The sequence below is a fragment of the Faecalibacterium langellae genome (genome assembly GCF_002549775.1).
Lineage (GTDB): Bacteria > Bacillota > Clostridia > Oscillospirales > Ruminococcaceae > Faecalibacterium > Faecalibacterium langellae.
Genome location: NZ_NMTR01000019.1, coordinates 114,732 through 139,606, shown reverse-complemented (window position 1 = coordinate 139,606; position 24,875 = coordinate 114,732). Strand labels below are relative to the sequence as shown.

Sequence of the window (24,875 nt, the reverse complement as noted above, 5' to 3'; positions counted from 1 at the left end):
GTTTTTCCTCTTTAAGACACATCCAGATCGTCCAGATATTCCGCGCCGTGCTGGGCAATGTGCTCCTTGCGGCCTGCAAGGTTGTCGCCCAGCAGGATGTCGAACACCTGCGCCGTCTGCACCACATCGGTGGGCATGACCTTAATAAGGCGGCGGCTCTCCGGGTTCATGGTGGTCAGCCACATCATCTCGGGGTCGTTTTCACCCAGACCTTTGGAGCGCTGGATGGTGTATTTTTTGTCGCCGATCTCCTCGAGGAAGGCCGCTTTCTCCGGCTCGGTGTAGGCGAAATAGGTGCGGTCTTTCGTCGTGATCTCGTACAGCGGCGACTCCGCGATATACACATAGCCCTTCTCGATGAGGGTGGGCGTCAGGCGGTAGAGCATGGTGAGCACCAACGTGCGGATCTGGTAACCGTCCACGTCGGCATCGGTACAGATGACGATCTTGTTGAACCGCAGGTTGTCGAGGTTGAAGGTAGCCAGTTCCTTGTTGTGCTTGCCGCCCAGCTCCACGCCGCAGCCCATCACCTTGATGAGGTCTACGATGACATCCGATTTGAAAATGCGGGCATAATCGGCTTTCAGGCAGTTCAGGATCTTGCCGCGGATGGGCATGATGGCCTGATATTCACTGTCGCGGCTGGACTTGACCGCGCCCATAGCGGAGTCGCCCTCCACGATGTACAGCTCGCGGCGGGAGGCGTCCTTGGTGCGGCAGTCCACGAACTTCTGCACGCGGTTGGCAAGGTCGATCTGGGTGGACAGCGTCTTTTTGATGCTCTGGCGCGTTTTTTCAGCGTGTTCGCGGCTCTGCTTGTTCACCAGCACCTGCTGGCAGATCTTCTGCGCTTCCTCGGGCTTTTCGAGGAAGTAGACTTCCAGATAGTGTTTGAGGAAGTCGGTCATCGCCTGGGAGACGAACTTGTTGGTGATGGCCTTTTTGGTCTGGTTCTCGTAGCTGGTGCGGGTGGAGAAGCTGGACGACACATACACCAGACAGTCCTGCACATCCTGAAAGCTGATAGCACTTTCGCCCTTTTTATAGAGGTTTTTATCCTTCAGGTACTTGTTGATCTGGTACACAAAAGCGGTGCGCACTGCGTGCTCCGGGCTGCCGCCGTGCTCCAGCCAGGAGGAGTTGTGGTAGTATTCCAGCATCTGCACCTTGTTGGAGAAGCAGAAGGCCGCGCTCATGCGCACTTTATAGTCCGGCTGATCCTCGCGGTCGCGGCCGGACGCTTCGCTCTCACAGCTGAACACGGGCGTCAGGCTGTCCTCGCCCGCCACTTCGGCCACGTAGTCGGCGATGCCGTGCTCATAGCACCAGCTCTCCTTCCAGGGCTTGCCAGTGGCGGGGTCCTTCTCGCGCTCGTCGATGAAATTGAGAGTCAGGCCCGCGTTGACCACAGCCTGACGGCGCAAAGTGTCCTTGTAATAGCTGGCGGGCACGTCGATGTCGGTGAACACCTCGTCGTCCGGCTTCCAGTGGATGATACTGCCGGTGCGGCGGCCCTTGTAGGCTTCCTTCTGCAGACCGCCCACGTTCTCACCTTTTTTGAAGTCAAGGTGGTAGTGATAGCCGTCGCGGTAGATGTCGGCGGTCATCCAGGCAGAAGCGTACTGGGTGGCGCACAGGCCCAGACCGTTCAGGCCCAGGCTGAACTCGTAGTTGTCCTCGCCCTCGCCATACTTGCCGCCTGCGTACATCTCGCAGAACAGCAGTTCCCAGTTGTAGCGGCCCTCGCCGTTGTTCCAGTCCACGGGCATGCCGCGGCCAAAGTCCTCCACGATGACGCTGCCGTCCTTGCAGCGGGTCACATTGATGGTGTCACCGTGGCCGTCGCGGGCCTCATCGATGGAGTTGGAGACGATCTCAAAAATGGAGTGGGCGCAGCCCTCCACACCGTCGGAACCAAAGATGACGGCCGGGCGCTTGCGCACACGGTCGGCACCTTTTAAGGAAGTGATACTCTCGTTGCCATATTCCTGTTTTTTTGCCATGCTGCTCCTCCCGGCGCTGCCGCTTTTGGAGCATGCAGTGCCGTCTGAATCTAAAATCACAGTGCCGATTTTCTTCCTATATAATGTATAGGGAGCTGCGCCGGGCGCAAAAAGGCACCTCTTGTTTTTTTATTTATTAAACCATAGGTTGTTAAATTTGTCAATTGCCGTTTGGCTTCCCTGGCCCGGGCAGTGCTTCCCGCCCGGCAAACCTGCGGCGCAGCAAAAAAGTCATTCTTATTTTACGCGCTGGAGCGACTAAAATCAAGAAAGTTTGAATTTTATTGAAAAAAATTTGGATTTACCCCTTTACAAAATCGAAATTTCAGGTATAATAATCATCGTCCGGTGCGCCTCTGTAGCTCAGTTGGTAGAGCAGGGGACTGAAAATCCCCGTGTCATTGGTTCGATTCCGATCGGAGGCACCAGTCAAGGAAACCCCAGCAGGGTTTCCAATATGCGGCCGTAGCTCATCTGGTAGAGCGCCACCTTGCCAAGGTGGAGGTAGCGAGTTCGAGCCTCGTCGGCCGCTCCATTACGGAGCAGCAAAAGTTGCTCCAATATGGCCCGGTAGCTCAGTTGGTTAGAGCACCAGCCTGTCACGCTGGGGGTCGTCGGTTCGAGCCCGATCCGGGTCGCCACCAAGAAAGCGCAAGCTTTCACCTACTTTGAAATTTGTTTTCAGGGCGTCAGCAATGACGGGTGCAAGGTAAAATGCACCGAATATGCGGCCGTAGCTCATCTGGTAGAGCGCCACCTTGCCAAGGTGGAGGTAGCGAGTTCGAGCCTCGTCGGCCGCTCCAATGGAGTGGTAGTAATCACTCCCTATATGGTGACGTGGCCAAGTGGTAAGGCAAGGGTCTGCAAAACCCTCATCCACCAGTTCAAATCTGGTCGTCACCTCCAAAAGATTCCCGGGAGCTTCGGCTTCCGGGATTTTTTTGTTTTGCAGTCTTCCTTGCGGAGTGTGGACGAGAGGCGCTTCACGCTTTTTTGTGTTCCGCCATTAGAAGGCCTCTCAGTCGCTGCGCGACAGCTCCCCGCAGGGGAGCGCTTCGGGCAGCGGTATCTGCTGCTGTCAGCCTGCGGCTGTCGCGCAGCAGATAAAGAATGTACTTGACCGTACCGTCCGTCGCGCAGCGACTCCAAATCGGAGAAGCGAAAAAAAAAATGCGTTGAGCGAAGCGGCTAGCATTTTTCCGCTTCGACTTCTTCTTTGGGGTTGAAAGGGGCGTGCAGCCCCTTTCTCGTGGGTCCAGCGCGTCGAAATCGCTGGTGGTTTTCTGGTTCTCTTTTGCCACCAAAAGAGAACATCTCCCGGCGGAGATGCCGCCAATAAAAGCCATAGAATCTTCCCTACTCGTCCACACTCCGCACAGGAAGCCAGCTCCGGCAGATACTGCCTACCATTATTCCCTCCTTCCCGTGAAAATGCAAAACAGCCAGCCCCGCAGGGCTGGCTGTTTTGCTCTATCAAGATAAATTTTCCGCTGATATTGCCAAAGCGCACGCGTCGGCAATTCTAAATCGTCCAGTTCAGAAGGTCAGCCGCATCTGATGCCACACTACGCCCCCGTGGGTGGAACCGGAAACACCTTCGTTCACAAATCCAAGCTTCGCGTAATAGTGCACCAGCCTGTCCTTGCAGGTCAGCACCAGACCTTTGCGGCCCTGTGCGCGGGCGTCTGCAATAGCCTGCCGCAAAAGCGTTTCCGCATAGCCGCGGCGGCGGCAGCGCGGGAGCGTGTTTACGCCAAAGATCATCTGCCAGGCACCGGCTTCGTCGTGCAGAGCAGCGTCGGCGTACATTTCATCCGTCAGGTCGGGCGTGTCCGTGCAGAAGCCGTCCACAAAAGCGGCCAGTTCCCCGTCCTCGAACAACAGCCAGAAATGGTTTGCATAGTGTGCCAGCCGGCCGGCAAATTCCTCTGCCGTGGCCGCCTCTGCCGCCGGGAAGCATTCGGCTTCCACCGCCGCGATGGCGGGCAAATCTTTTAACGCTGCATTGCGAATTTCCATGGTTCTTTTCTCCTATTCTTATAGCTGCTTTTCCAGCAGCTTTTGATACGTCGCATCCATGCCGATTGCCCCCAGCGGCGCGGTGATCAGAATTGCCAGCACCGCCACCGAAAGCACGATCTGCCCGCAGGGCAGGCCCATGGCCAGCGGCACCGAACCGATGGCCGCCTGCACCGTGGCCTTGGGCAGGTAGGCAATGACGCAGAACAGCCGCTCTTTCCGGTTCAGCGCTGTGCCCGCCATGCACAGGCAGACGCCTGCTGCACGGAACACCAGCGCCAGCAGGATCATTGCCACCGCCGGGATGCCCGCCGCCAGCGTGTAGCGGATGTCCACCGCCGCGCCCACCAGCACGAACAGGATCACCTCAGCCGCCAGCCACAGCTTGCCGAATTTCTCCGAAAGTCTCTTGGATACGCTGGGCACACACCGCATTTTGAGCACGCAAGCCATGCTGACCACCGCCAGCAGGCCGGACACCGAGACGATGCCCTTGAGCCAGCTCTCGATGGACATGAGCAGGAACGCCATGCCCAGCACGATGATGACCTTCATGCTGTTGCGCACCGTGTGGGCCCGGGCGTAAGCCGTCTCAAAGAACCAACTCAGCACAAAGCCCACGGCGGCACCCAGCGCAATGCCCAGCAGAATGGACACCGGGATGTTGACAAAGTCCATTACGTTGGCGTTGCCGCCCTGTGCCATGCTGGTAAAGGTGGAAAACAGCACGATGACAAAAATATCATCGCAGGACGCACCCGCCATGATCAGTTGCGGGATGCTCTTTTCGGTGCCGTAATGCTCATCCATCAGCTGCACCATGCGCGGAATGACCACTGCCGGGGACACCGCGCCCAGCACAGCACCCATGACCGCGGCTTCGATGCGGGTGATGCCCAGAATGGCGGGCGCAAACAGGATGAAGGCCAAAATTTCGCAGCTGGCCGGCACGCAGGACATCATCACCGCCGGGCGGCCCACTTTTTTCAGGTCGGCAAGGTTCAGCGAAAGGCCCGCTTTGATGAGAATGATGATGAGCGCCATCTGCCGCAGCTCGGACGAGATGGACAGAATGGACGCGTCCAGCGCGTTCAGCACGCAGGGCCCCAGCAGGATGCCGGTGACCAGCATGCCGATGATGCGCGGCAGATGCAGCTGCTGGCAGAGCGCCGCCATGGCAAGCCCCACCAGAAAAATAAGTGCAAGGGATGTGAGCATCGTTCCTCCGTTTCTTCGCAGGCGGCAAACAAAAAAGCTGGTGCCCCCTGCGATTCCGTAAAAAAATCACAGAAGTCATCAGCTTGAAAATCAGCGGTTCAGGGGGACTGCCCCTTGGGAGAACTTCATTCCCAAAAGGATTATAGCAGGTTTGGCTGGATTTGTAAACGGGAAGGTGCTACAATGGCTATACTACACCCGAAAGGAGCTGACGCCCATGCCTGCCGAAAACCACACCACCCTCACGCCCGATACCCCCGTGCGCTACCTGAAGGGCGTCGGCCCCAAAACTGCCGAAAAGTTTGAGAAGCTGGGCATCGTGACGCTGGCCGACCTGCTGTGCCACTACCCGCGCAAATACATCGACTTCACAAAGCCTTACTCCATCGCCGAAGCACCCACCGACGTGGAGTGCGTCGTCAAGGCAGAAGTGTTCGCGAAACCCGGCGGGCGCATCCTGCCGGGCGGGCGGCGGATGGAGCGCATCACCGCCGGGGACGATGTGTCCAGCCTCGAAATCACATGGTTCAATAACCCCTACGCCGCCCAGAAGCTGCAGCTGGGGCAGGAATACTATTTTCAGGGCGTCGTCACGGGTGGGATGCTGCGCCGCCAGATGGTGAACCCGCAGGTGCGCACCGCCGAGCAGATCAAAGCCGCACCGTTTGAGGCCGTCTACCCCCAGACCGAGGGCCTGACCAGCAATGCCATCGCCAAGTGCGTGCGCCAGCTGCTGCCCCACGCGGAGCTTCTGCCCGACCCGCTGCCGCCGGAGATGCTGCAAAAATACCGCCTGCTCTCCAAGGCGGATGCCGTGCGGGCCATCCACTGCCCTGCCACCGAGGACGAAGCCTATGCGGCGCGGCGGCGGCTTATCTACGAAGAACTGCTGGTGCTGCAGCTGGGCATCGGCCGCATGAAGAATCGTGGTGCCGCCGCCACTGGGGCCCCCATGCAGCTGGCCGACCCGGGGCCGTTCTGGGAAAGCCTGCCCTTCTCCCCCACCGGTGCCCAGCGCCGGGCCGTGGGCGAAATTCTGGCCGACATGGCGGGCGAGACTTCCATGAACCGCCTGCTGCAGGGCGACGTGGGCAGCGGCAAAACGCTGGTGGCCGCCGCCGCCATCTGGGCCTGCATCCGGGCAGGATATCAGGCCGCGCTGCTGGCCCCGACCGAAATTCTGGCCGCCCAGCACGCCGAGGGTTTGAACAAGATGCTTGCCCCCTTCGGGATGCGGGTGGCCCTGCTGACCGGCGGCATGAAGGCTGCCGCCAAGCGCACTACGCTGGCCGCCATCCGCGCCGACGAAGCCGACCTCGTGGTGGGCACCCACGCCATCCTCAGCGATGGGGTGGAGTTTGCCCGGCTGGGCCTTGCCGTCATTGATGAGCAGCACCGCTTTGGTGTGCGCCAGCGCGGGATGCTGGCCGAAAAGGCCGCGAACCCCCATCTTCTGGTGATGAGCGCCACACCCATCCCCCGCACGCTGGGCCTGCTCATCTACGGCGACCTCGACATTTCCATCCTCGACGAGCTGCCGCCGGGCCGCACCCCGGTCAAGACCCGGTGCATCACCGGCAAAAAGCGGCATGATCTCTACCATTTTCTCGATCAGGAGATCGGGCGCGGGCGGCAGGTGTATCTGGTGTGCCCGGCCATCGAGGACGTTCCGGACGGCGGGCTGAACGCCGTGAAAAGCTACTACGAGGACGTGGCCAAAGCCCTGCTGCCGGACCGCCGGGTGGGTCTGATGCACGGCAAGCTCAAGCCCAAAGAGAAAGCCGCCGTCATGGAGGATTTCAAGGCCGGGCGGCTGGATGCACTGGTGTCCACCACCGTCATCGAGGTGGGCGTGGACGTGCCCAACGCCAGCGTCATGGTCATTGAAAACGCCGAGCGCTACGGCCTGAGCGCGCTGCACCAGCTGCGCGGCCGGGTGGGACGCGGTGCGGCGGAAAGCTGGTGCTTCCTCGTCAGCGACAACCAGAGTGAAAACGTCCAAAAGCGGCTGAAATTTTTGTGCAGCACCACCGATGGCTTTGCCGTGGCGCAGTACGATCTGGAGACCCGCGGCCCCGGCGACTTTTTTGGCAGCCGCCAGCACGGCCTGCCCACGTTACAAATTGCCGACCTGATGAACGACACCCGCACCCTGCACGCGGCGCAGGCGGAAGCCGCCGCCCTGCTGGCGGAAGATCCGCTGCTGGCCGCACCCGAACATGCGCTGCTGGAAGCACAGGTGCAGCAGATGTTTGACAAAGCGGGAGCGATGAATTGATTTACTCTTTTGTTGGGCTGCGCTTCTGTGGGGAGCGGATTTATCCGCTCCGCTGGCAGGCTATGCCTGCCGGGAAGCAGCGGAACGCATAAATGCGTTCCCTACACAAGAAACAAGAGCACATACATCACGCTGAAAAAAGCTGTGACGCATGTGCTCTTTGTTATATTTTGGAAAAGTATTGCTGTCCGTATCTCATTTACGCCACTTTGCGTGCCGCTCGCCCATGCAGACGACATCGCAGAACACGCACCGGCTCTTGGTGGAAAGCTGCACATCCTTATGGTAGCAGCCGAAAAACCACTTTTCATAGGTCAGCTTCAACAAGATTTTGTCCAGAAAACTGTGCAGCTGGTTGGTCTCGCCGCAGGCAAGAGCCGTAAAATCCAGAAATCTGCTTGGCGCATCGTGGGTCAGCACATAATCCACTTTGTAGTCACATGCCGCAAGGTTTGCTTCGCAGGCGGCGTACTCCTCGTCGGAAGGCAGTTCTTCCTTCCACCAGTTGACGCCGGGCTCCCGGTCCTCTTTGTCCGGGCTCTCCGCCCCGCCGAAGCACAGGTACTTTTTGCCTTCCAGCTCCAGCACGCTGCCCCGGCACACATGATACACATTGCCGCCCAGCGCCTGCACCTTCCCGCCGAACAATTCCTCCACGGGGTACTGCTTCAGCAGGTCGTAGTTCTCGTGGCTGCCGTCCAGAAACAGCAGGGTGTAGGGACGCTTGCGCAGCCAGTCCAGCTTTTTCTGCTCCTCTTTGCTGCCGTCCCACACAAAGCCGAAATCACCCAGCACCACCACGATGTCCCGCTTGCCCAGCCAGCGCAGCCTGCCGTGCTTGAAGCGCTCGATGTCGCCGTGGGTGTCGCCTGTCAGATATACCATTCCGAACCTCCCTGCCTGGGGTGTGAAAGCTGTGCGCAATCGGTGCCAAAAGCCTTGCCACGCCCCTGCAAACCTGTTATTATAAAGAATACAGCATTCCGCTGTTCTCTGTGTCCTTTCGGGCGCGCCCACGGCGCTGTCCGCTGTCTTATATTATCGCTTTTTAAAGGAATTGTCCACATGAAACGTATTTTTGCACTGATTTTGTCCTTTGCTGTCCTGTTCAGCTGCCTCGTGCTGCCCGCCGGGGCCATGTTCGACCCCACCCCCGTCTACCAGGTGCAGGCCAAAAGCGCCTACATCGTCAACACGGATACCAACATCATCGTTTATGATAAGGACAGCACCAAGCAGGTGTCGGCCGGCGGCCTGACCAAATACATGACCATCGCCCTGCTGCTGACCAATTATGCCGACCATCTGGACGACACCTTCCAGATGCCTTTTGCCATCTCGGACTATGTCTATAACACCAACAACGCGGACATGCGCTCCAACGAGACCTTCACCTACCGCGAGGCCGTCTACGCCATGGTGACCCGCAACGCAAACGAAGCTGCCATGGGCCTGGCCTATGCACTCTCCGGCGGCGACCTGGCCGGATGGGTGAGCCAGATGAACGCCCTGTCTCAGCGCATCGGCACCACCGCCAGCACCTGGACCGACGCCTGCGGCATCGACAGCGGCAACGTGACATGCGCCGTGGACATGTACCTGATCCTGCGCTACCTGATGAGCTTTGACGCCTTTGTGGAAATTTCCGGCGCGCCCACCTTCACGATGCCCGCCAAGGAAAAGCACCGTTCTTCGTCGGTCCTCGTCAGCCAGAATGCCGCCCTGAATAAATCCAGCGGCGGCAAATACTACCGCAGCGCCATGCAGGGCGGCATGTGCGACGTGACCGCCTTCAAGAACGACAGTGGCGAGCAGAGCTACGTCTCCTGGGCCAACAAGGACGGTGCCACCTATATCTTCTGCGTGATGGGCAGCCCCGACACCTGTGACGACTTCGGCTATGCCAACCGCCGCCCGGCCCTTTACGAGACCGCGCACCTGATCGACTGGGTGTTCGACAGCTTTTCCATCCAGGCTGCACTGGACACCGACCTGGCACTGGCCGAGATCCCGGTGAAATACTCCACCGACACCGACACCCTGCAGCTTTACCCCGCCGACAGCATGATGACCCTGCTGCCCTCCACCGGTGACGGCAGCGTAACCCAGAAATATTTCCACCTGCCGGATTCTGTCAGCGCGCCGGTGCAGCAGGGCGACGTGGTGGGCACCGTGGAGCTGAAGCTGGCCGGGGAGACCATCGGCGTGGTGGACCTGATCGCCGGGCAGGACATTGACCGCAACCCGCTGCTGTTCACACTGGCCCGCATCCGGGAGTTTCTGGGCAGTCTCTACCTGAAAGTTGTTATTACGCTTTGTATTATCTCCGCACTGATATACGGTGCATGGCTGCTGCTGAACGGCTGGCAGCGCCGCAGACCCACCAAAAAGATCCGCCGCCGCTAAGCTTTTGCACCGTTTGCTTCCCATTTGTGAAAAACACCGCGCAAAAAGCCCCGCCAGTCTGAAAAGACCGGCGGGGCTTTTGGTTGCGCCAGCAGGAGTCGAACCTACGATGGGGGAGTCAAAGTCCCCTGCCTTACCGCTTGGCGATGGCGCAGTATCATTCTTTTTCTTGGCTTTGAATCATTCGGTAGCCTTATTGGTCACCTTATAATTTCAAATTTAGCAGGAATCATGCGTGCTTTCAAAAGATTACTATGCTATTTTAACTGAACATCTGCATTGTGTCAAGACGATTCGCTCTAAATTCTGTCCAAATGGTCACCTTATCATAAGGCTACCGCATCCAGTGTCACGCTGATGCAGTAGCCTTTTTGTCTTATTCTTCTTCTTTTCGCTCCGTGATATAAGAAATCAAATCGTACACCAGCCGCTTTTCCTGTTCGTTCATGCCGCGCAGCACGATCTGTTCTTGCGATTCAAGCCCTAAAATATCATCCGTAGTCGTATGAAACAGCTGTGCAAGAGCTATCAAGTATTGTGCAGTCGGTGCAGAAAGTTCCATTTCCCAAGCGTTGACACTGGCACGCGTGACGCCCAGCTTACGAGCAAGGGCAGCTTGTGAGAGCCCTGCATTCTCCCGAAGACGCTTGATGTTGTCAGAAATCATGTCGTTCACCTTCCTGCATCTACTTTACTATACAGCCTTTGATATTAAATTATCCAAATCTGTATAGTTTTATTGACATCCAGTCAGACAAAGCTTATAATCTTACTATGATCATCTCAATATAAAGAAGGTGACAATTAAGGTTTACTGAGCAACAATACAAAGATTTCAAGGAGGAACGGGTGGAAACTCAGAAGAAAAGCACCGGAAAAGGATGCCTGATTGCAATAGCTATTATTATCTTTTTGGCGCTTGTTGTTCCTACGGATTGGGTACATACCGGGAGTGAGTGTAAAATCTGTCACCACACTTATACAGATGCCAGCGACTATGGTATTACTTGGACCTCTGCAGATGAGTCCGTAGCAATTGTTAATGACAAAGGCGAAGTGGAAGCCAAATCCGAAGGAAAAACCATTATTATTGCAACGGCCGAAAATGGTGTAAGTGCCCAATATTCTGTCGAAGTTACGCCTATGAGTGTATGGCAGCAGCTGACAGCTGACGAAAAATCCTTTGTGAATGATGTGCTTCCCTATATGAACAACTTCAAGAACCCTGAATCTGTAAGATTTACAGATGTTCGCGGGTATGCACATTTAGGAACAGGTGCCAACAGCAGATGGATGTTTACCGTATCTGCACAAAACGGATTTGGCGGAAACACGGTTAGCAGCTATATGCTTTGGGGAAGCGTTTTTATGGAAGTAAACGAGCTGGATGGAACACAATATAGAGCCAACCTTATTACGCAGGCCGCCCACGAAAAACTTGGATATTAAAAATACGGTCATCAAATAAAGTTACTTCCTGCCCTGTGAAAATGGGGCAGGATTTTTTCTGAATCCGTGTGCACTTTCCCTTATTCCGGGAGATGAATTTTTCCGGTTTTTCCGGTTTTTTCTTCTATTTTTCCAGGGCAAATTGTTCTTTACGCTTTTTTGAAAAAATTTAAGAAAAAATGAAGATTTTTTTGTGTTCCTATGGAAAAACGACCCATTTTGTTGCTCTTTTGTTGCGCATCGTATGGTAAAAATAGATTGAATAAACCTCCCTTCCCCGGCTGATCCGTCTGCTTTCGTTGCGGGACGCAGAGGTCTGTTCTGGAACCGCTGGTTCCATGCCCGATTCTGTCAGGAAAGCGAGGAATTTTATGAAAAAGGTTCTGAAAACGCTGCTGGTCAGTCTGCTGGCCGTTGTGCTGCTGTGCAGCGCCGTGCCCGCCGCCTTTGCTGCGGACGCAAAGGAAGCAGAGATCTACACCATCGGTCTGGACGCCATGGGCGGCACCACCTCTGTGGTGGTCGTCACCACCAACCTGAGCGGCAAGCTCTCGGCTCTGCCCGAGCAGCCCACGCTGGAAGGCTACACCTTCGACGGCTGGTACACGGAGCCTGTCGGCGGCACCAAGATCAGCACCTCCACCGTGTTCACCGGTGACACCACCGTGTATGCACACTGGACGGTCAAGAATGCCTCCTCGGCCACGACGCCTGCTGCTCCCACCGAGCCTGTGCAGAGCCCGGAGATCCTGGATCATCTGGGCGGCTTTGTTGTGGCAGGTGTGCTGTTCGGCACGCTGGCCATCGCTTCGCTGCTCTGATCTCACCCACAGCTGCTCTTAAAATTTAATTTTAATTTTTAAAAATGGAAAGGGATACTATTATGTCTACTATGAAACTGCCCGCTTCTTACGCTGTCGTTGATGAAGAAGAAATGGTCTACCTGGACGGTGGTGCCAGCGGCGCTTACAACAACTTCCTGAATGTTGGTAAGGTGTTCAACTACATCGCCCGCATCTTCTCCGGCGCAAGCTCCATCATCAACAACGTCAACGTGATCTATCAGTCCTTCCTGAGCCTGAACGATCTGCTGAAGGGCTTCGCCGTAAAGGCCTAAGCCTGCTCTTTTCATAAGCATTCTCTGAGAGCTGTCCCCAGCCGGGGGCGGCTCTTTTTTGTTGCCCGCTGCCGTTCGGCTGCCCGTTTTGTGCATATTTTACAAACGGCATGAGCGTTTCCGCTTTTTTCGATAAAAGTATATCTTTTTCGATTAAATGATGTAAAATATATGGATTTTTCCTATACAAATACTTTCTTTTGTGCTATCATATGACTTGATACGACAAGTCTAAATCTGCGAAGGCAGGTCGTAAATTGATATATCAGTTCTTCCGGCAGGCGACCTAAAAATCCATGTATCTATCCGGTGTCGCAAAAACCGATTTTTGCAGTGCAGATGCCGTGCCGAAGAATCACAGGGAGACACATCACTATGCCAGATCGTGAGCTGCGGCACATGAGCCGCACCGAGCTGGTCGAGATCATCTTTGCGCTCAAGCAGAGTGAAGACCAGCTCAAAGCCGAAAACGCGGCGCTGACCGCGCAGCTGGAGGACCGGCAGCTCCACATCCAGAACGCCGGTTCCATCGCGCAGGCGGCACTGGAACTGAATAAAGTCTTCGAGGCGGCACAGGCCGCAGCGGACGAATATCTTGCATCGGTCCGCGCAGCCGCTGCGGCGGACGGCCCGGCTGACGCGCAGCTGACCCTGGCGCAGGCCCGCGAACAGGCCGAGGCCATGAAGCGGCAGACCGAAGAAGCCTGCCGGGCCATGACCGACGAGGCCGAGCGCAAGCGTGCACAGACCGAAGCCGACTGCAAGGCGATGGTCGCCAAGGCCGAGCAGGAGGTCCGGGCGCGCTGGGCCGAGTTCGACCGCCGTGCCAGCGAGGTGCTGGACAACTACCAGAAGATCGACTTTCTGCCGGAGGGTCAGCACACAACATGAAAGAGCACGACATCAAATTCGCGGCCATTCCTTCCACCGAGGAAGTGAAGGCCGAACGGGAGCGGCTGGCCTACCGCTCCCGCTACACCCGGGTGCTGCGCAGCACGATTTATGCGCTGGTGGTGGTGGCAGCCGTTGCGGTGCTGCTGGCCACCCTGTTCCTGCCGGTGCTGCAGGTGTCCGGCGACAGCATGAACCCCACCCTGCAGGACAAGGACGTGATCGTCCTTGTCAAGAGCGGCAGCCTGAAAACCGGCGATCTGTGCGGGTTTTACTGGCAGAACAAGCTCCTGCTCAAGCGGGTCATCGGCCTGCCGGGCGATATCATCTCGCTGGATGAGAACGGCGTGGTCACCGTGAACGGCACGGTGCTGGACGAGCCCTATGTGGACGAGCTGGCCCTGGGCGAATGCGACATCAAGTTCCCCTATCAGGTGCCGGAGAACCGGTACTTCGTTCTGGGCGACCATCGCGCAACGTCCATCGACAGCCGCAGCAGCGTTATTGGCTGCGTAGAAAAGAATCAGATCGTGGGCAAGGTCTTTATAAGGGTATGGCCCTTGTCCAGTTTCTCATTGATCCATTAAATTAGGAGGGCTTTGGGGCAATGAAAGACATTGTGGGAGATTATCGGGAAAGGTTCCGTCTGCAGCGGAAAGCACTGCGGCGCTACACGGCGCTGCTGCTTGTGCTGGCCATGATCACGACGCTGTTCGTGAACTGGCAGCTGCACAGCGATGGCATTGCGGCCACCGCGCAGTACCAGTGCAACCAGGAGGAGCACACGCACACGGCGGACTGCTACACCAAAGTGCTGGTCTGCGGTTATGAGGAAGGCCAGCCCGAGGACTGGAACGCCACCTTCGATGACAGCGCTTCGCTTGACGAGAGCATTGGCGTGGACGCAGAAGACGACGGCATTGCGCTGTTTTCTGCCGAACCGGAGTACATCTATGTGCCGCATGAGCACACCGACGACTGCTATCAGGAAGTGAAGACTCTGACCTGTCTCGAGGAGGAGCACGTCCATGGCGACGACTGCTTTGACCCCGAGGACGGCAGCCTGATCTGCGAACAGTTTGAGCACGTCCACGACGACAGCTGCTACACCACCGATTATGAACTGGTGTGCGGCCTGGAAGACGGCGAGCTGGTGGAGGAGCTGAACCCGGCCTACACGGCTGTGGCGGCGTTTGAGGCGCCGGTGGCCGCGAAGCCCGTAGTCGTGAGCCCGGTGATCGAGGCACCCATCCACTACCACACCGACGACTGCTATGAAGAAGTGCTGACCTGCGGCCTGGAGGAGCATCACCACACCGTGAACTGTCTGGCCGACCCGCTGGCCGATGTGGAAGACGAATCCGAATGGCTGGCCAAGACCAGCACCTCCCTCAGCGGCGACTGGTCCGCAGACCTGTTGACCGTGGCGCAGAGCCAGTTGGGCTACACCCAGAGCGAAAAGAACTTTGAAGTGGATGCCGATGACGGCGTGACCGTCCGCCACTACACCCGCTACGGCGAGTGGTACGGCAACCCCTACGGCGAATGGGACGTGATGTTCCTTTCTTACTGCCTGAACTACGCGGGCATCCCGCAGTCTGCCATCCCGCAGCGCGCCGGTGTGCTGGCCCTGCGCAGCGACCTGCGCGGTGCCGGCTACCTGATGGACCCCCAGAGTATCCCCGCCGCGCAGCAGGACGCCATTGCCCTGTGCGATGAGGGACTGCCGGAGGAGGAGAGCTTTGCCGATGCGGACGCCGATGACCTTGGCTTTGCGGACAGTGCATCGTCCTTCTGCAGCATCCAGCCCGGCGATATCGTGTTCTACAACACCATGGTCACCGAGACCGTGGCCGTGGACGACACTCCGGCTGTGGTCGAGGACGATTCCCCGGATGCAGACATTGCCCTGCTGTCGCTGGACCCGGTCGAGACGGAACCGCAGACCGAGCAGCGCACGGTCACCTATGAGACGGTGGGCATCGTGTCCGATGTGGATGAGGACGCCGGTACGCTGTCGGTCATCTCCGGCAATGTGGACGGCAAGGTGGACAGCGTGCAGGTGAACATCTCGCAGCTCACCGGCCTGATCTCGCTGGCTGCCGTGCAGGAGGAAGAGAGCTTCCGGGCAGCGGAAGATCCCGTGGAGCTGTACACCATGACCCCCGGCGGCACTATCACTGGCGTTACTGTTACGGTGAACAAAAAAGATGTTACTGGCACCCCCTTTGACATGACCGCCGGTGACACGCTGACACTAGATTATAGTTACAGCATTCCCGCTGGCACCATCAAGAAAAACGGCAACCACACCCTGACTTATCATCTGCCGGACGGCATCTACCTCAGCACTCCCGTTACCGACAGAGCTATCCTGCAAAATGATAAGCCTGTCGGTACCCTATCTGTAACTAAAGACGGCGAGGTCACGCTTGTCTTTAACGACAGCTTTGATGTATCGCAGCCGTTTGACGGTACATTTGGCTTCGAGGCCAAAGTGACCACCGATACGATCGGTGACGGCGGAAAAATCGAATTTCCGGGTGGCACCGTCATCACTGTCTACGATAAAACCAACCTGAGCCTTTCCAAAAAGGCAAATGGCTTTGAGGAAAAGAATGGCAAGGTCTATGCAAAATACACAGTCACTGTTTCCTCTAAGAATGGCTGGAAAGATTCTATCACCATCCACGATGAGCTGGACAATTCTAACACCGCCAGCGGCCTGAACGGCAAATACGTTTCGGACAGTTTTGTCCTGAAGGGACCGGATGGTGAACTCAAAAAATACAACTTGACAATTGACGGCGCTGGCAGCAGCTTTGAGATCAAGGACCTGCCCGAACTTGCTGCCGGCCAAAAGTACACTCTGACCTACGAGGTAGAGATCACGAACAAGAGCACAGACGGTTCCGGCAAATTTTACAACACCGCATGGGTGCAAGAGGACGACAAGCACGAAACCCCAGCTACCCATAGCAAGTACATTGAAAAATCTTCGCAGTACGATTCCGAAGATGGTTACATCTACTGGACTGTTACCGTCTACAACCCGGACGGCGGCGACCTGAATAATACGACCCTGACTGATACCATTCAAACCAATGGTGCCACGATCGTGGGTGATATTACCGTTACCGCAAAGAGCAAAACCAGTGACACAGGTACGCTGTTTGATACTGTTAGCAGCGCAAATGGTGCGAATACATTTACATACACCTTCAGTAAAACTGCCATTGACAAGCTTTACACCTTTACTTACAAGACCACGGTACCAGAAGGTCAAACTTCTGTAGAAAACCATGCTGAAGTCAAGCGCGGCGACGATACCTACAGTGCAGATGATACCTGCAAGGTGACCAAACGCGATTGGTCTTTCACGAAGACTGCCCCCGACAGCCTGACTGAGACCGGCACCGACGATCTCTATACAGGTAAATGGAGTGTTTCCACCCCGGTGCCTGCTGAATGGAACAGCTACACATTCACCGATACTATCAAAAAGCCCCAAACGGGTGACCACTACGGTATTGCCGATGAACTGGACAAAGAAATCCGCAAAAATCTGCGTTTTACCTGTACAGACAATACAGTGCTCACAGCCACCGAGGCAAATATCGACGTTCAAATCACGTACTACACCTCTGAAGGCGCAAAGAGTGGTACTGAAATCACGCTTCCGAACAGTACCGCGCATGTTCAGTCCTTTAAAATTAAGCTGACCAATAACTATAGCGGGGAACCCCCCATCAAATCCCTTTCCATTGATGGGTACCACACCTATATCAATGTGAGCGGGATCAGCGAGGGTGATGCGGTTGATTTTATCAACAAGGCCGGTGGCAAGGATGCAAAGTACACTTACACCAAGACCAAGCCTACCCCTACGCTGAGCAAGGGTGTTTCTACAAGCGACCTTGGTAGTAAGAAAATCGGAAACTATGACGACAGCCTTACGACAGACTATAATAGAGAAAAGGATAATTACATTTATTACCAGCTGACATTGAAGGTTGAGGATTGGGCGTCTTTCTCCGCCAATGATTCTGTTACGGTCACCGATACACCGGACAGCCGTGTAGTTCTCGATAACGCAAGCAATAAGTACTTCTATGCTGTTTTCAAAACCGGCGATACGAAAGTCACTCAAAAACTTGGCAATTATAAGCTGAGTGATAACTTTAGCTGGTCCGTGGATGACGGTAAAATTACTTTCTCTCTGGCTAACCTGAAAAACCTCAGTGCTGAAGATGCTGCAAACGTGCAGGCCATTTTGATTCGCTATAGAGTCAAGGTTAACGACTCTGCGTGGACCGATGACCCGAATAAGGAAACAGAGACTTATACGAATGCAGCGGCGTGGGGAGAGAATACAGCACATGCAGACGCCACCTTTACCGCCCCTGTACTGAACAAAACCGGTACGAAAAACGACGGACACGGGGACCGCCGTGCCAGTTATTCCATTGTGATCAATCCTGCCGCAAAAAAGCTTTCTACAACCGGAACGGTCACCATGACGGATACAATGACCGTAAACACGGCGGGCATTACCGCTCATCTGGACCGAAGTACGGTCAAGCTGTACAGCTACCCCAAGCAGGATGGTGATACTCCCCTGCCGGATAATTATTACGGCCTTAGTCTCCGTTCCTATACCGACAAGAATAACAAGAATGTGTATGAAATGACGCTCACATTTCCGGATGAACAAGCTTTTGTGCTGGAATACGACTATGTGACCGACGCAAGTAATGATAAGGTCACGCTTGAAAACACAGCGCACATTGACGGTTATGAGGACAGTAAAAAAGAGACCAAACTAGACGCTGTCAATGGTTGGGGTGGTATCACGCAGAATCTGCTGACCCTATATAAGGTAGACAGTGCGAACCAGAATCTTGGTTTGCCCGGTGCCGTGTTTACGCTGTACAAATTCGATTCCACCACCGGCAAATGGGATAACGGTACGGAACTGCCAAAGACCGGAGAAGACGGCAGCTTAGGCCTTTACGTTGGAGAAAAAAACAATGTAACCATCAACACTTCTACCCTGTACAAGCTGAAGGAGACAGACCCGCCGAGTGGCTACCGTAAGTCGGATAAGGAATACTTCTTTATCTGGACGGACAATGACAGCCAGACCGCAGAGGATGCTTATAAGAAAGCTGTTGGCAACAACACAATCAGTGTCCCGGCACAGACAGAGGTATCCATATATAAGTATCACACCTCGCCGGAACTGTATGTGCCCAACGAACGCAGCCAGCTGACGATTCAGAAGTTCTGGCGGGATCAGGACGGCAAAATGATTACGAACAGTTCTGACATCCCAGTGGATAGCATCACCGTCAACCTTTACCGCTACCAAAGCGGCCACACCAAGGCAGAGCGCGATACCAGCTTTGCTCAGACCATTACCTTGAATAAGGATAACAACTGGACTGCTGTTTATTCCGATGTTACAAACGGCTATAGTTATTATATTGAAGAACCGGAAAACAGCAAATACACTGCTACATACAGTGAAAGCAATACTCTCGGCGTCACAGGCGGCGGCCTGCTGACTGTGACCAACAAGCTGACCCCCGCCGGGGGCTACGAACTCCCCTCTACCGGCGGAGCCGGTACCACTTTGTATACAGCAGTGGGCGGCACCATGGTGCTTGCCGCACTGGTGTGTGGTTTCTGTCAAAAGCGCAGACGCGAGAGGAGGGCAGATTAAAACAAGCTGCACCCTCCATTGCGGCCGCAAAACTCTCTGCGCCGCAGACAGGACCGTTTTTACAACGAGGAATCATAAAAAATAGGAAGGAGACTTTCACCCACTATGAAAAAGACCATTCAGAAACTCATGGCTGTACTGCTGGCAGCTGCCATGGTGTGCGCCATGGCGATCCCGGCATTTGCGACTGATGGTGATGCTACCGCTGCTGCTGCCACTGGCACTGGTAGCATTACCATCGAGAACGCCGTTACGAACCAGACTTATAAAATTTACCGTATTCTGAATCTGGAGTACCACGCAGATACCAACTCTTACCGTTATACGGCGAATGAAGCTTGGAGAGCCTTCGTTCGCAACCAAACCGGTGACTTGAAGTTAGACGAAGAAACCGGTGCTGTTACCTGGATCAATAGCAATTCCAAGAATAATGACACTGCTATTCAGAAATTTGCAAACGATGCCGGTACATATGCTAAATTTACTCCCAATAATGTCCCTGAAGATGGCTCTGCCAAGGCTAACGGCATTACTCTTACATTTAGCAATCTGCCCCTCGGCTGGTATCTGGTGGTTTCTGATCTGAACAATGGTGCTATGTGCTCCATTGGTACTACCGACCCGAACGCAGTAATCAGAGAGAAGAACAGCAAGCCCACTATCGAAAAGGAAGTTTACGAAGGCAATACTCTTGGCTACAGCAATGATGCCGGCATTGGTGACACGGTGAAATTCCAAACCCGCATTCATGTGACCGATGGTAATCCCACCAACTACGTTCTGCACGATACCATGTCCAACGGGTTGAAATTCAATGAAAAGTCCGTTACGGTTTTGCTCGTGCGTGACCCTAAGACCGGTGGCAGCAACGACGGTGATAATCTCACCCCTGGTACTGATTATGAGCTGGTAACTTCTACCTCTGATACCTGCACCTTTGAGATCAAGTTCCTCAAGGCTCTGAAACCTTATGATTACATCCAAGTAGATTATAGTGCCACTGTTACTTCTGATGCAGTAATTGGTACTACGGGCAACGACAACAAAGCCGTTCTGACGTACGGTAACAACTCCACGACCGAGTCCTCCACCACCAAGACCTACGTCTGGGAGATGGGCGTGCGCAAGTTTGCAAACCTCGGCGGTGATGATACTAACCACGCTCTGGCAGATGCTGAGTTCCAGCTGTACAAGAAGGACGGTGAAACCATTAAATACGCTGTGCTGACTAAAATCAAAGACGGCTCTGCTGCTGAGAATGCTGAGTATAAGCTGACCGACTGGACTGCCACCGATTCTGCCGCCACAAAGGTCAAGACCCCTGCTAATGGTAACATCACGTTTGAGGGTCTGGACGCTGGCACCTACTATCTGGAGGAGACCAAGGCTCCTGTGGGCTATAACAAGCTGACCGCTCCTATTACCGTTGTGATTGATCGCGGTACTCTGCCCACGGTTGCAAGTCAGACCATTTCTTACACTGTTAAGTACGGCGATACTACTGCTGACGACCACGTTGTTCGCGTTGAGAACAAGGCCGGTACTGTGCTGCCCAGCACCGGCGGCATGGGCACCACCCTGTTCTATGTCATCGGCGGCGGCCTGATGGTGGCAGCCATCGTCCTGCTGGTCACCAAGAAGCGCATGGAGAACAAGTAATTTCTCCTTTATCCCCCACAGCACCGGAGCGCGGGGCCCAAAAGGCCTCCGGCTCCTATCCTTATAACATTAGGGAGTAGCCCATGAAAAAGAACAAAAGCACAATCATCCTGATCCTCGTCTTTTTCGTGGGTCTATCCGTGATGTTATACCCCACCCTCAGCGACTACGTCAACCAGCGGCACCAGTCCCGCGCAGTGGCCACCTACGCCGCCGATGTGGACAAGCTGACCGACGCCGATTACAGCGCCTATTTTGACGCCGCAGACGCCTTCAACGCGCAGATTGCCGCCGACCCGGACGCCCTGTACCACCCGGACCGCTTCCCCAGCTACGAAAGCACGCTGGACGTGACCGGCACCGGCATCATGGGCTACATCACCATTGAAAAGATCGGCGTGGAGCTGCCCATCTACCACGGCACCAGCGACGGCGTGCTGCAGGTGGCCGCGGGCCATCTGGAAGGCACCAGCCTGCCGGTGGGCGGCGAGAGCACCCACGCGGTCATCTCGGCCCACCGGGGCCTGCCCAGCGCCAAGCTGTTCACCAACCTTGACCAGCTGGAAGTGGGCGACACCTTCACCATCACGGTGCTGGACCGGGTGCTCACCTATGAGGTGGACAACATCTCCATCGTGCTGCCCACCGAGACTGATAACCTGAAGGTGACCGAAGGCAAGGACTACGTCACCCTGATGACCTGCACCCCCTACGGCATCAACTCCCACCGCCTGCTGGTACGCGGCCGACGCATCGAGACGCCGGACAAGCTCAAGCACATCCGCGTCACCAGCGAAGCCACCAAGATCGAACCTATCATCACGGCGCCCATCATTGCCCTGCCGCTGCTGCTGGCACTGCTGATTTGGCTGCTGTTCTCCACCCGCAAACGCAAATCTTCAAGAGGTGAAAGAAATGAAACGCACTGATCTCAAAAAGCACGCTGCGGCCCTGCTTTTGATGCTGTGTCTTCTGGCGGTGAGCGCACTGCCCGCCTTTGCCACCAGCGCCAACATCAAGCTGACCGACCGCAACGGCGACCCCATGACCGGCACCATCCGGGTGCGCCTGTACGACGAAGCCAGCCAGAAGGCCCTGCGCGGCGGCGAGCTGACCATCTACCGCGTGGCCGAGGTCCAGCGCAAAAACGGCGACCTGAGCTTTGAATACTGCGGCGACTTCTACGGCTGCGGCATCGAGCTGGGCGACCTGAACGATCTGGGCGACAGCTCTCTGGCAGGCCGCCTGCTGGACTATCTGGCCCCGGGCTCGGAAGGCACGGTGCAGGCCGTGGACAACGACGGCAACGCAGTCTTTGAAGATCTGGAGCTGGGCCTGTACCTCGTGGCGCAGACCAAGGCTTCCGCAGGCTACAAGGCCGTGAACCCCTTCCTGGTTTCCCTGCCGCTGGCAGAGGACGGCCAGTGGCTCTACGATGTGGACGCCAGCCCGAAGGTGGGCGCGTACACGCCGGAGACTCCGGAAACGCCGGACACTCCCAGCACGCCCGTCTCCCCCGACGGCCCGAGCACCCCGGCCACGCCGGATTTCCCGGACGCACCCAATGAGCCGTCCACTCCCGCCGACACGGATACTCCGGCTCAGCCCGGCCGCCCGGCGAACCCCGCCCTGCCCAAGACCGGCCAGCTGAACTGGCCCGTGCCGGTGATGGCCGTGAGCGGCCTGCTGCTGTTCGCCTTCGGCTGGACGTTGGACCGTCGGTACCGCACGGTATAAATTTCATCTTGTTATACAAAGAGGACCCGATGCATCGTCTGCATCGGGTCCTCTTTTTTGCTGATTGCTGATTGGATCGGGCGCTTACTGCTGCTGTGCCTGCTCGGCGCGCTTGGCTTCCAGTGCCAGAATGGCGTCGCGGCGGCTCAGGTTGATGCGGCCCTGCTGGTCGATATCGGTCACCTTGACCACGATGGCGTCGCCCACAGCGACCACATCCTCCACGCGCTCCACACGCTTGGTGTCCAGCTTGGAGATGTGCACCAGACCTTCCTTGCCCGGTGCGATCTCAACGAAGGCACCGAAGTTCATCAGGCGGGTGACCTTGCCCTTGTAGATGGCACCGATCTCCGGGTCCTCCACAATGGTCTTGATGGTGAAGATAGCGCGCTTTGCGTCCTCCTGATCCACGGCGGAGACAAAGACGTGGCCGTCCTCCTGCACGTCGATCTTGCAGTTGCAGGTGGCGCAGATGTCCTGAATGACCTTGCCGCCCTTGCCGATGACGTCCTTGATCTTATCGGTGGGGATCATCATGCTGAACATCTTGGGGGCGTAGCGGCTCAGCTCGTGGCGCGGCTCAGCGATGACGGGCTTGATGATCTCATCCAGGATATACAGGCGGCCCTTGCGGCACTTCTCAAATGCCTCGGCAATGATATCGTAGGTCAGGCCGTCGATCTTGATATCCATCTGGATGGCGGTGATGCCCTTGCGGGTGCCGCCCACCTTGAAGTCCATATCACCGTGGAAGTCCTCCACGCCCTGGATGTCCAGCATAGTCATCCAGCGGTCGCCCTCGGTGATCAGGCCGCAGGAGATGCCGGCAACAGGTGCCTTGATGGGCACGCCGGCGTCCATCAGAGCCAGGGTCGAACCACAGATGGAAGCCTGCGAGGTGGAGCCGTTGGAGCTCAGCACCTCAGACACGCAGCGGATGGTGTAGGGGAACTCCTCCAGCGAGGGCAGCACGGGCACCAGAGCGCGCTCGGCCAGTGCGCCGTGACCGATCTCGCGGCGGCCGGGGCTGCGGGGTGCGCGGGCCTCGCCGACGGAGTACGGCGGGAAGTTATAGTGATGGATGTAGCGCTTGGTCTGCTCGTCGGTCAGGTCGTCCATGAGCTGGTTGTCCTTGGTGCCGCCCAGGGTGCAGGTGGTGAGCACCTGGGTCTGACCGCGAGTGAACATACCGGAGCCATGCACACGGGGCAGAATGCCCACTTCTGCAGCCAGCGGGCGGATCTCGTTGATGCCGCGGCCGTCCACGCGCTTGCCCTCGTCCAGCAGCCAGCGGCGCACGACGAACTTCTGCATCTTGTAGCTGACCAGGTCAAGGTCGGCAGCGGACAGGTCGGGGTACTCCTCGGCGATCTTGTCCATGATGGGCAGCAGAGCGGCGTCACGCACGTTCTTGTCGTCGGTGTCCATGGCAGCCTTGAAGTCGTCCAGATACTTGTCCTGAATGGCGTGGAACACGTCCATATCCAGACCCACGACCTGGAAGTCGATCTTCTTCTTGCCGCGCTCGGCCACGATCTTGTTGATGAACTCGATGGTCTTTTTGATCTCCACGTGAGCGGCCTTGATGGCGTTCAGCATGGTGTCCTCGTCCACCTCGTTGGCACCGGCTTCGATCATGACGATCTTGTCCATGGTGGCGGCAACGGTCAGGGCCAGGTCACTGACCTTGCGCTGCTCCTGGGTGGGGTTCAGCACGATCTCGCCGTCCACCAGACCCACCTGCACGCCGCCGATGGGGCCGTTCCAGGGGATGTCGGACACGGCAGTGACCAGAGACGCACCGATCATACCGGCGATCTCAGGGCTGCAGTCGGGGTCCAGGCTCATGACGGTCATGGTGATGCACACGTCATTGCGCATCTCCTTGGGGAACAGCGGGCGCATGGGGCGGTCCACCACGCGGCTGGTGAGGATGGCGCGCTCACCGGGGCGGCCCTCGCGGCGCATGAAGCTGCCGGGGATGCGGCCTGCGGCGTAGAGCTTCTCCTCATACTCCACGTTCAGGGGGAAGAAGTCCACGCCTTCGCGGGGCTTGGGGCTCATGACCACGTTGCACATGACGCAGGTCTCGCCGTAGCGGATCAGCGCACTGGCGTTGGACAGACCGCACATCTTGCCCATCTCGACCTTGAACGGGCGGCCTGCCAGCATGGTCTCGTAGACCTTGTAGTTTTCAAAGGTCTCTCTGCGGGAACCAAATTCAATTGCCATTGTTTTTGCCTCCTTGGATCTTTTATTTTTTTCTATCCAAAAGGCGGTGGCACGCGCATCATAGCAATAAATCCAACGTCCGTGCACTGCTTTTTCGGCACGGGCGCTCGATTTACTGCTGCAATACGCAGCCGCTGCCAT

The 24,875-nt window shown here is 56.5% G+C and carries 18 protein-coding genes, 6 tRNA genes and 1 riboswitch; of the genes, 16 read left to right on the top strand and 8 right to left on the bottom strand.

Annotated elements, in window-relative coordinates; all coding sequences use genetic code 11:
* Positions 1–11 precede the first annotated feature (11 nt).
* Complete coding sequence (locus tag CGS49_RS08105) at positions 12–2,003, bottom strand: DNA gyrase/topoisomerase IV subunit B (RefSeq protein ID WP_097801346.1); 1,992 nt, start codon at positions 2,001–2,003, stop codon at positions 12–14.
* A gap of 352 nt (positions 2,004–2,355) precedes the next feature.
* Here CGS49_RS08105 and CGS49_RS08100 point away from each other — a divergent pair.
* The 5 genes from CGS49_RS08100 (at position 2,356) to CGS49_RS08080 (ending at position 2,909) form a co-directional block, all read left to right on the top strand.
* Positions 2,356–2,431: transfer RNA gene (locus CGS49_RS08100), tRNA-Phe, on the top strand.
* A 31-nt stretch (positions 2,432–2,462) separates the two neighbouring features.
* Positions 2,463–2,538 (top strand) — tRNA-Gly (locus tag CGS49_RS08095).
* A 29-nt stretch (positions 2,539–2,567) separates the two neighbouring features.
* Positions 2,568–2,644: transfer RNA gene (locus CGS49_RS08090), tRNA-Asp, on the top strand.
* Between the two features lie 86 nt (positions 2,645–2,730).
* A tRNA-Gly gene (locus tag CGS49_RS08085) sits at positions 2,731–2,806 on the top strand.
* A 28-nt stretch (positions 2,807–2,834) separates the two neighbouring features.
* A tRNA-Cys gene (locus tag CGS49_RS08080) sits at positions 2,835–2,909 on the top strand.
* A 77-nt stretch (positions 2,910–2,986) separates the two neighbouring features.
* On the opposite strand, the gene CGS49_RS08075 is transcribed toward CGS49_RS08080, so the two are convergent.
* The 3 genes from CGS49_RS08075 to CGS49_RS08065 form a co-directional block, all read right to left on the bottom strand.
* The gene (locus tag CGS49_RS08075; RefSeq protein ID WP_097801345.1) at positions 2,987–3,349 is read right to left on the bottom strand and encodes a hypothetical protein; all 363 of its coding nucleotides are present in this window, start codon (positions 3,347–3,349) and stop codon (positions 2,987–2,989) included.
* Between the two features lie 190 nt (positions 3,350–3,539).
* Complete coding sequence (locus tag CGS49_RS08070; RefSeq protein WP_097801344.1) at positions 3,540–4,022, bottom strand: GNAT family N-acetyltransferase; 483 nt, start codon at positions 4,020–4,022, stop codon at positions 3,540–3,542.
* Positions 4,023–4,040: 18 nt separating this feature from the next.
* Positions 4,041–5,240, bottom strand: coding sequence for a cation:proton antiporter (locus tag CGS49_RS08065; protein WP_097801343.1), 1,200 nt, complete (start codon positions 5,238–5,240; stop codon positions 4,041–4,043).
* Positions 5,241–5,302: 62 nt separating this feature from the next.
* Positions 5,303–5,382: riboswitch (Fluoride riboswitch) on the bottom strand.
* A 75-nt stretch (positions 5,383–5,457) separates the two neighbouring features.
* On the opposite strand from CGS49_RS08065, the gene recG reads away from it, so the two are divergent.
* On the top strand, positions 5,458–7,518 hold the full coding sequence (gene recG, locus CGS49_RS08060; protein WP_097801342.1) for an ATP-dependent DNA helicase RecG: 2,061 nt from the start codon (positions 5,458–5,460) through the stop codon (positions 7,516–7,518).
* Positions 7,519–7,713: 195 nt separating this feature from the next.
* On the opposite strand, the gene CGS49_RS08055 is transcribed toward recG, so the two are convergent.
* The gene (locus CGS49_RS08055; protein WP_097801341.1) at positions 7,714–8,403 is read right to left on the bottom strand and encodes a metallophosphoesterase; all 690 of its coding nucleotides are present in this window, start codon (positions 8,401–8,403) and stop codon (positions 7,714–7,716) included.
* 180 nt (positions 8,404–8,583) lie between these two features.
* Here CGS49_RS08055 and CGS49_RS08050 point away from each other — a divergent pair, with 180 nt between their 5' ends.
* Positions 8,584–9,924, top strand: coding sequence for a D-alanyl-D-alanine carboxypeptidase family protein (locus CGS49_RS08050; RefSeq protein WP_097801340.1), 1,341 nt, complete (start codon positions 8,584–8,586; stop codon positions 9,922–9,924).
* Positions 9,925–10,004: 80 nt separating this feature from the next.
* On the opposite strand, the gene CGS49_RS08045 is transcribed toward CGS49_RS08050, so the two are convergent.
* Positions 10,005–10,078: transfer RNA gene (locus CGS49_RS08045), tRNA-Gln, on the bottom strand.
* 222 nt (positions 10,079–10,300) lie between these two features.
* The gene (locus tag CGS49_RS08040; protein ID WP_097801339.1) at positions 10,301–10,591 is read right to left on the bottom strand and encodes a helix-turn-helix transcriptional regulator; all 291 of its coding nucleotides are present in this window, start codon (positions 10,589–10,591) and stop codon (positions 10,301–10,303) included.
* 182 nt (positions 10,592–10,773) lie between these two features.
* Between CGS49_RS08040 and CGS49_RS08035 the strand changes: the two genes are divergently transcribed.
* The 9 genes from CGS49_RS08035 (at position 10,774) to CGS49_RS14310 (ending at position 22,502) form a co-directional block, all read left to right on the top strand.
* A complete protein-coding gene (locus tag CGS49_RS08035) occupies positions 10,774–11,373 on the top strand; it encodes an Ig-like domain-containing protein (RefSeq protein ID WP_097801338.1) in 600 nt (199 codons plus the stop codon).
* A 371-nt stretch (positions 11,374–11,744) separates the two neighbouring features.
* Positions 11,745–12,194, top strand: a complete 450-nt coding sequence (locus CGS49_RS08030) for an InlB B-repeat-containing protein (protein ID WP_097801337.1) — start codon at positions 11,745–11,747, stop codon at positions 12,192–12,194.
* Between the two features lie 62 nt (positions 12,195–12,256).
* Positions 12,257–12,490: a hypothetical protein gene (locus CGS49_RS08025; RefSeq protein ID WP_242975414.1), complete on the top strand. Its 234-nt coding sequence runs from the start codon at positions 12,257–12,259 to the stop codon at positions 12,488–12,490.
* 375 nt (positions 12,491–12,865) lie between these two features.
* Positions 12,866–13,381: a hypothetical protein gene (locus tag CGS49_RS08020; protein WP_097801335.1), complete on the top strand. Its 516-nt coding sequence runs from the start codon at positions 12,866–12,868 to the stop codon at positions 13,379–13,381.
* Positions 13,378–13,968, top strand: a complete 591-nt coding sequence (gene lepB / locus CGS49_RS08015) for a signal peptidase I (RefSeq protein WP_097801334.1) — start codon at positions 13,378–13,380, stop codon at positions 13,966–13,968. Before CGS49_RS08020 ends, lepB begins: the two co-directional genes overlap by 4 nt.
* Positions 13,969–13,988: 20 nt before the next feature.
* Positions 13,989–19,106 carry an LPXTG cell wall anchor domain-containing protein gene (locus tag CGS49_RS14215; RefSeq protein ID WP_097801333.1) on the top strand — a complete coding sequence of 1,706 codons (5,118 nt, stop codon included), beginning with the start codon at positions 13,989–13,991 and terminating at the stop codon, positions 19,104–19,106.
* A 105-nt stretch (positions 19,107–19,211) separates the two neighbouring features.
* Positions 19,212–20,765 carry a SpaH/EbpB family LPXTG-anchored major pilin gene (locus CGS49_RS08005; protein WP_097801381.1) on the top strand — a complete coding sequence of 518 codons (1,554 nt, stop codon included), beginning with the start codon at positions 19,212–19,214 and terminating at the stop codon, positions 20,763–20,765.
* An 83-nt stretch (positions 20,766–20,848) separates the two neighbouring features.
* Positions 20,849–21,694, top strand: a complete 846-nt coding sequence (locus CGS49_RS08000) for a class C sortase (protein ID WP_097801332.1) — start codon at positions 20,849–20,851, stop codon at positions 21,692–21,694.
* Entirely contained in the window at positions 21,681–22,502 is an 822-nt protein-coding gene (locus tag CGS49_RS14310; RefSeq protein ID WP_207653401.1) for a SpaA isopeptide-forming pilin-related protein, read from the top strand. The genes CGS49_RS08000 and CGS49_RS14310 overlap by 14 nt, the downstream gene beginning before the upstream one ends.
* 84 nt (positions 22,503–22,586) lie before the next feature.
* On the opposite strand, the gene CGS49_RS07990 is transcribed toward CGS49_RS14310, so the two are convergent.
* Positions 22,587–24,734: a polyribonucleotide nucleotidyltransferase gene (locus CGS49_RS07990; protein ID WP_097801331.1), complete on the bottom strand. Its 2,148-nt coding sequence runs from the start codon at positions 24,732–24,734 to the stop codon at positions 22,587–22,589.
* Positions 24,735–24,875: the final 141 nt, after the last annotated feature.

Bases quoted from the DNA above. Each gene is read 5' to 3' on its own strand.
- CGS49_RS08105 (WP_097801346.1), bottom strand. From the start codon at position 2,003: ATGGCAAAAAAACAGGAATATGGCAACGAGAGTATCACTTCCTTAAAA.
- CGS49_RS08075 (WP_097801345.1), bottom strand. From the start codon at position 3,349: ATGGCTTTTATTGGCGGCATCTCCGCCGGGAGATGTTCTCTTTTGGTG.
- CGS49_RS08070 (WP_097801344.1), bottom strand. From the start codon at position 4,022: ATGGAAATTCGCAATGCAGCGTTAAAAGATTTGCCCGCCATCGCGGCG.
- CGS49_RS08065 (WP_097801343.1), bottom strand. From the start codon at position 5,240: ATGCTCACATCCCTTGCACTTATTTTTCTGGTGGGGCTTGCCATGGCG.
- recG (WP_097801342.1), top strand. From the start codon at position 5,458: ATGCCTGCCGAAAACCACACCACCCTCACGCCCGATACCCCCGTGCGC.
- CGS49_RS08055 (WP_097801341.1), bottom strand. From the start codon at position 8,403: ATGGTATATCTGACAGGCGACACCCACGGCGACATCGAGCGCTTCAAG.
- CGS49_RS08050 (WP_097801340.1), top strand. From the start codon at position 8,584: ATGAAACGTATTTTTGCACTGATTTTGTCCTTTGCTGTCCTGTTCAGC.
- CGS49_RS08040 (WP_097801339.1), bottom strand. From the start codon at position 10,591: ATGATTTCTGACAACATCAAGCGTCTTCGGGAGAATGCAGGGCTCTCA.
- CGS49_RS08030 (WP_097801337.1), top strand. From the start codon at position 11,745: ATGAAAAAGGTTCTGAAAACGCTGCTGGTCAGTCTGCTGGCCGTTGTG.
- CGS49_RS08025 (WP_242975414.1), top strand. From the start codon at position 12,257: ATGTCTACTATGAAACTGCCCGCTTCTTACGCTGTCGTTGATGAAGAA.
- CGS49_RS08020 (WP_097801335.1), top strand. From the start codon at position 12,866: ATGCCAGATCGTGAGCTGCGGCACATGAGCCGCACCGAGCTGGTCGAG.
- lepB (WP_097801334.1), top strand. From the start codon at position 13,378: ATGAAAGAGCACGACATCAAATTCGCGGCCATTCCTTCCACCGAGGAA.
- CGS49_RS14215 (WP_097801333.1), top strand. From the start codon at position 13,989: ATGAAAGACATTGTGGGAGATTATCGGGAAAGGTTCCGTCTGCAGCGG.
- CGS49_RS08005 (WP_097801381.1), top strand. From the start codon at position 19,212: ATGAAAAAGACCATTCAGAAACTCATGGCTGTACTGCTGGCAGCTGCC.
- CGS49_RS08000 (WP_097801332.1), top strand. From the start codon at position 20,849: ATGAAAAAGAACAAAAGCACAATCATCCTGATCCTCGTCTTTTTCGTG.
- CGS49_RS14310 (WP_207653401.1), top strand. From the start codon at position 21,681: ATGAAACGCACTGATCTCAAAAAGCACGCTGCGGCCCTGCTTTTGATG.
- CGS49_RS07990 (WP_097801331.1), bottom strand. From the start codon at position 24,734: ATGGCAATTGAATTTGGTTCCCGCAGAGAGACCTTTGAAAACTACAAG.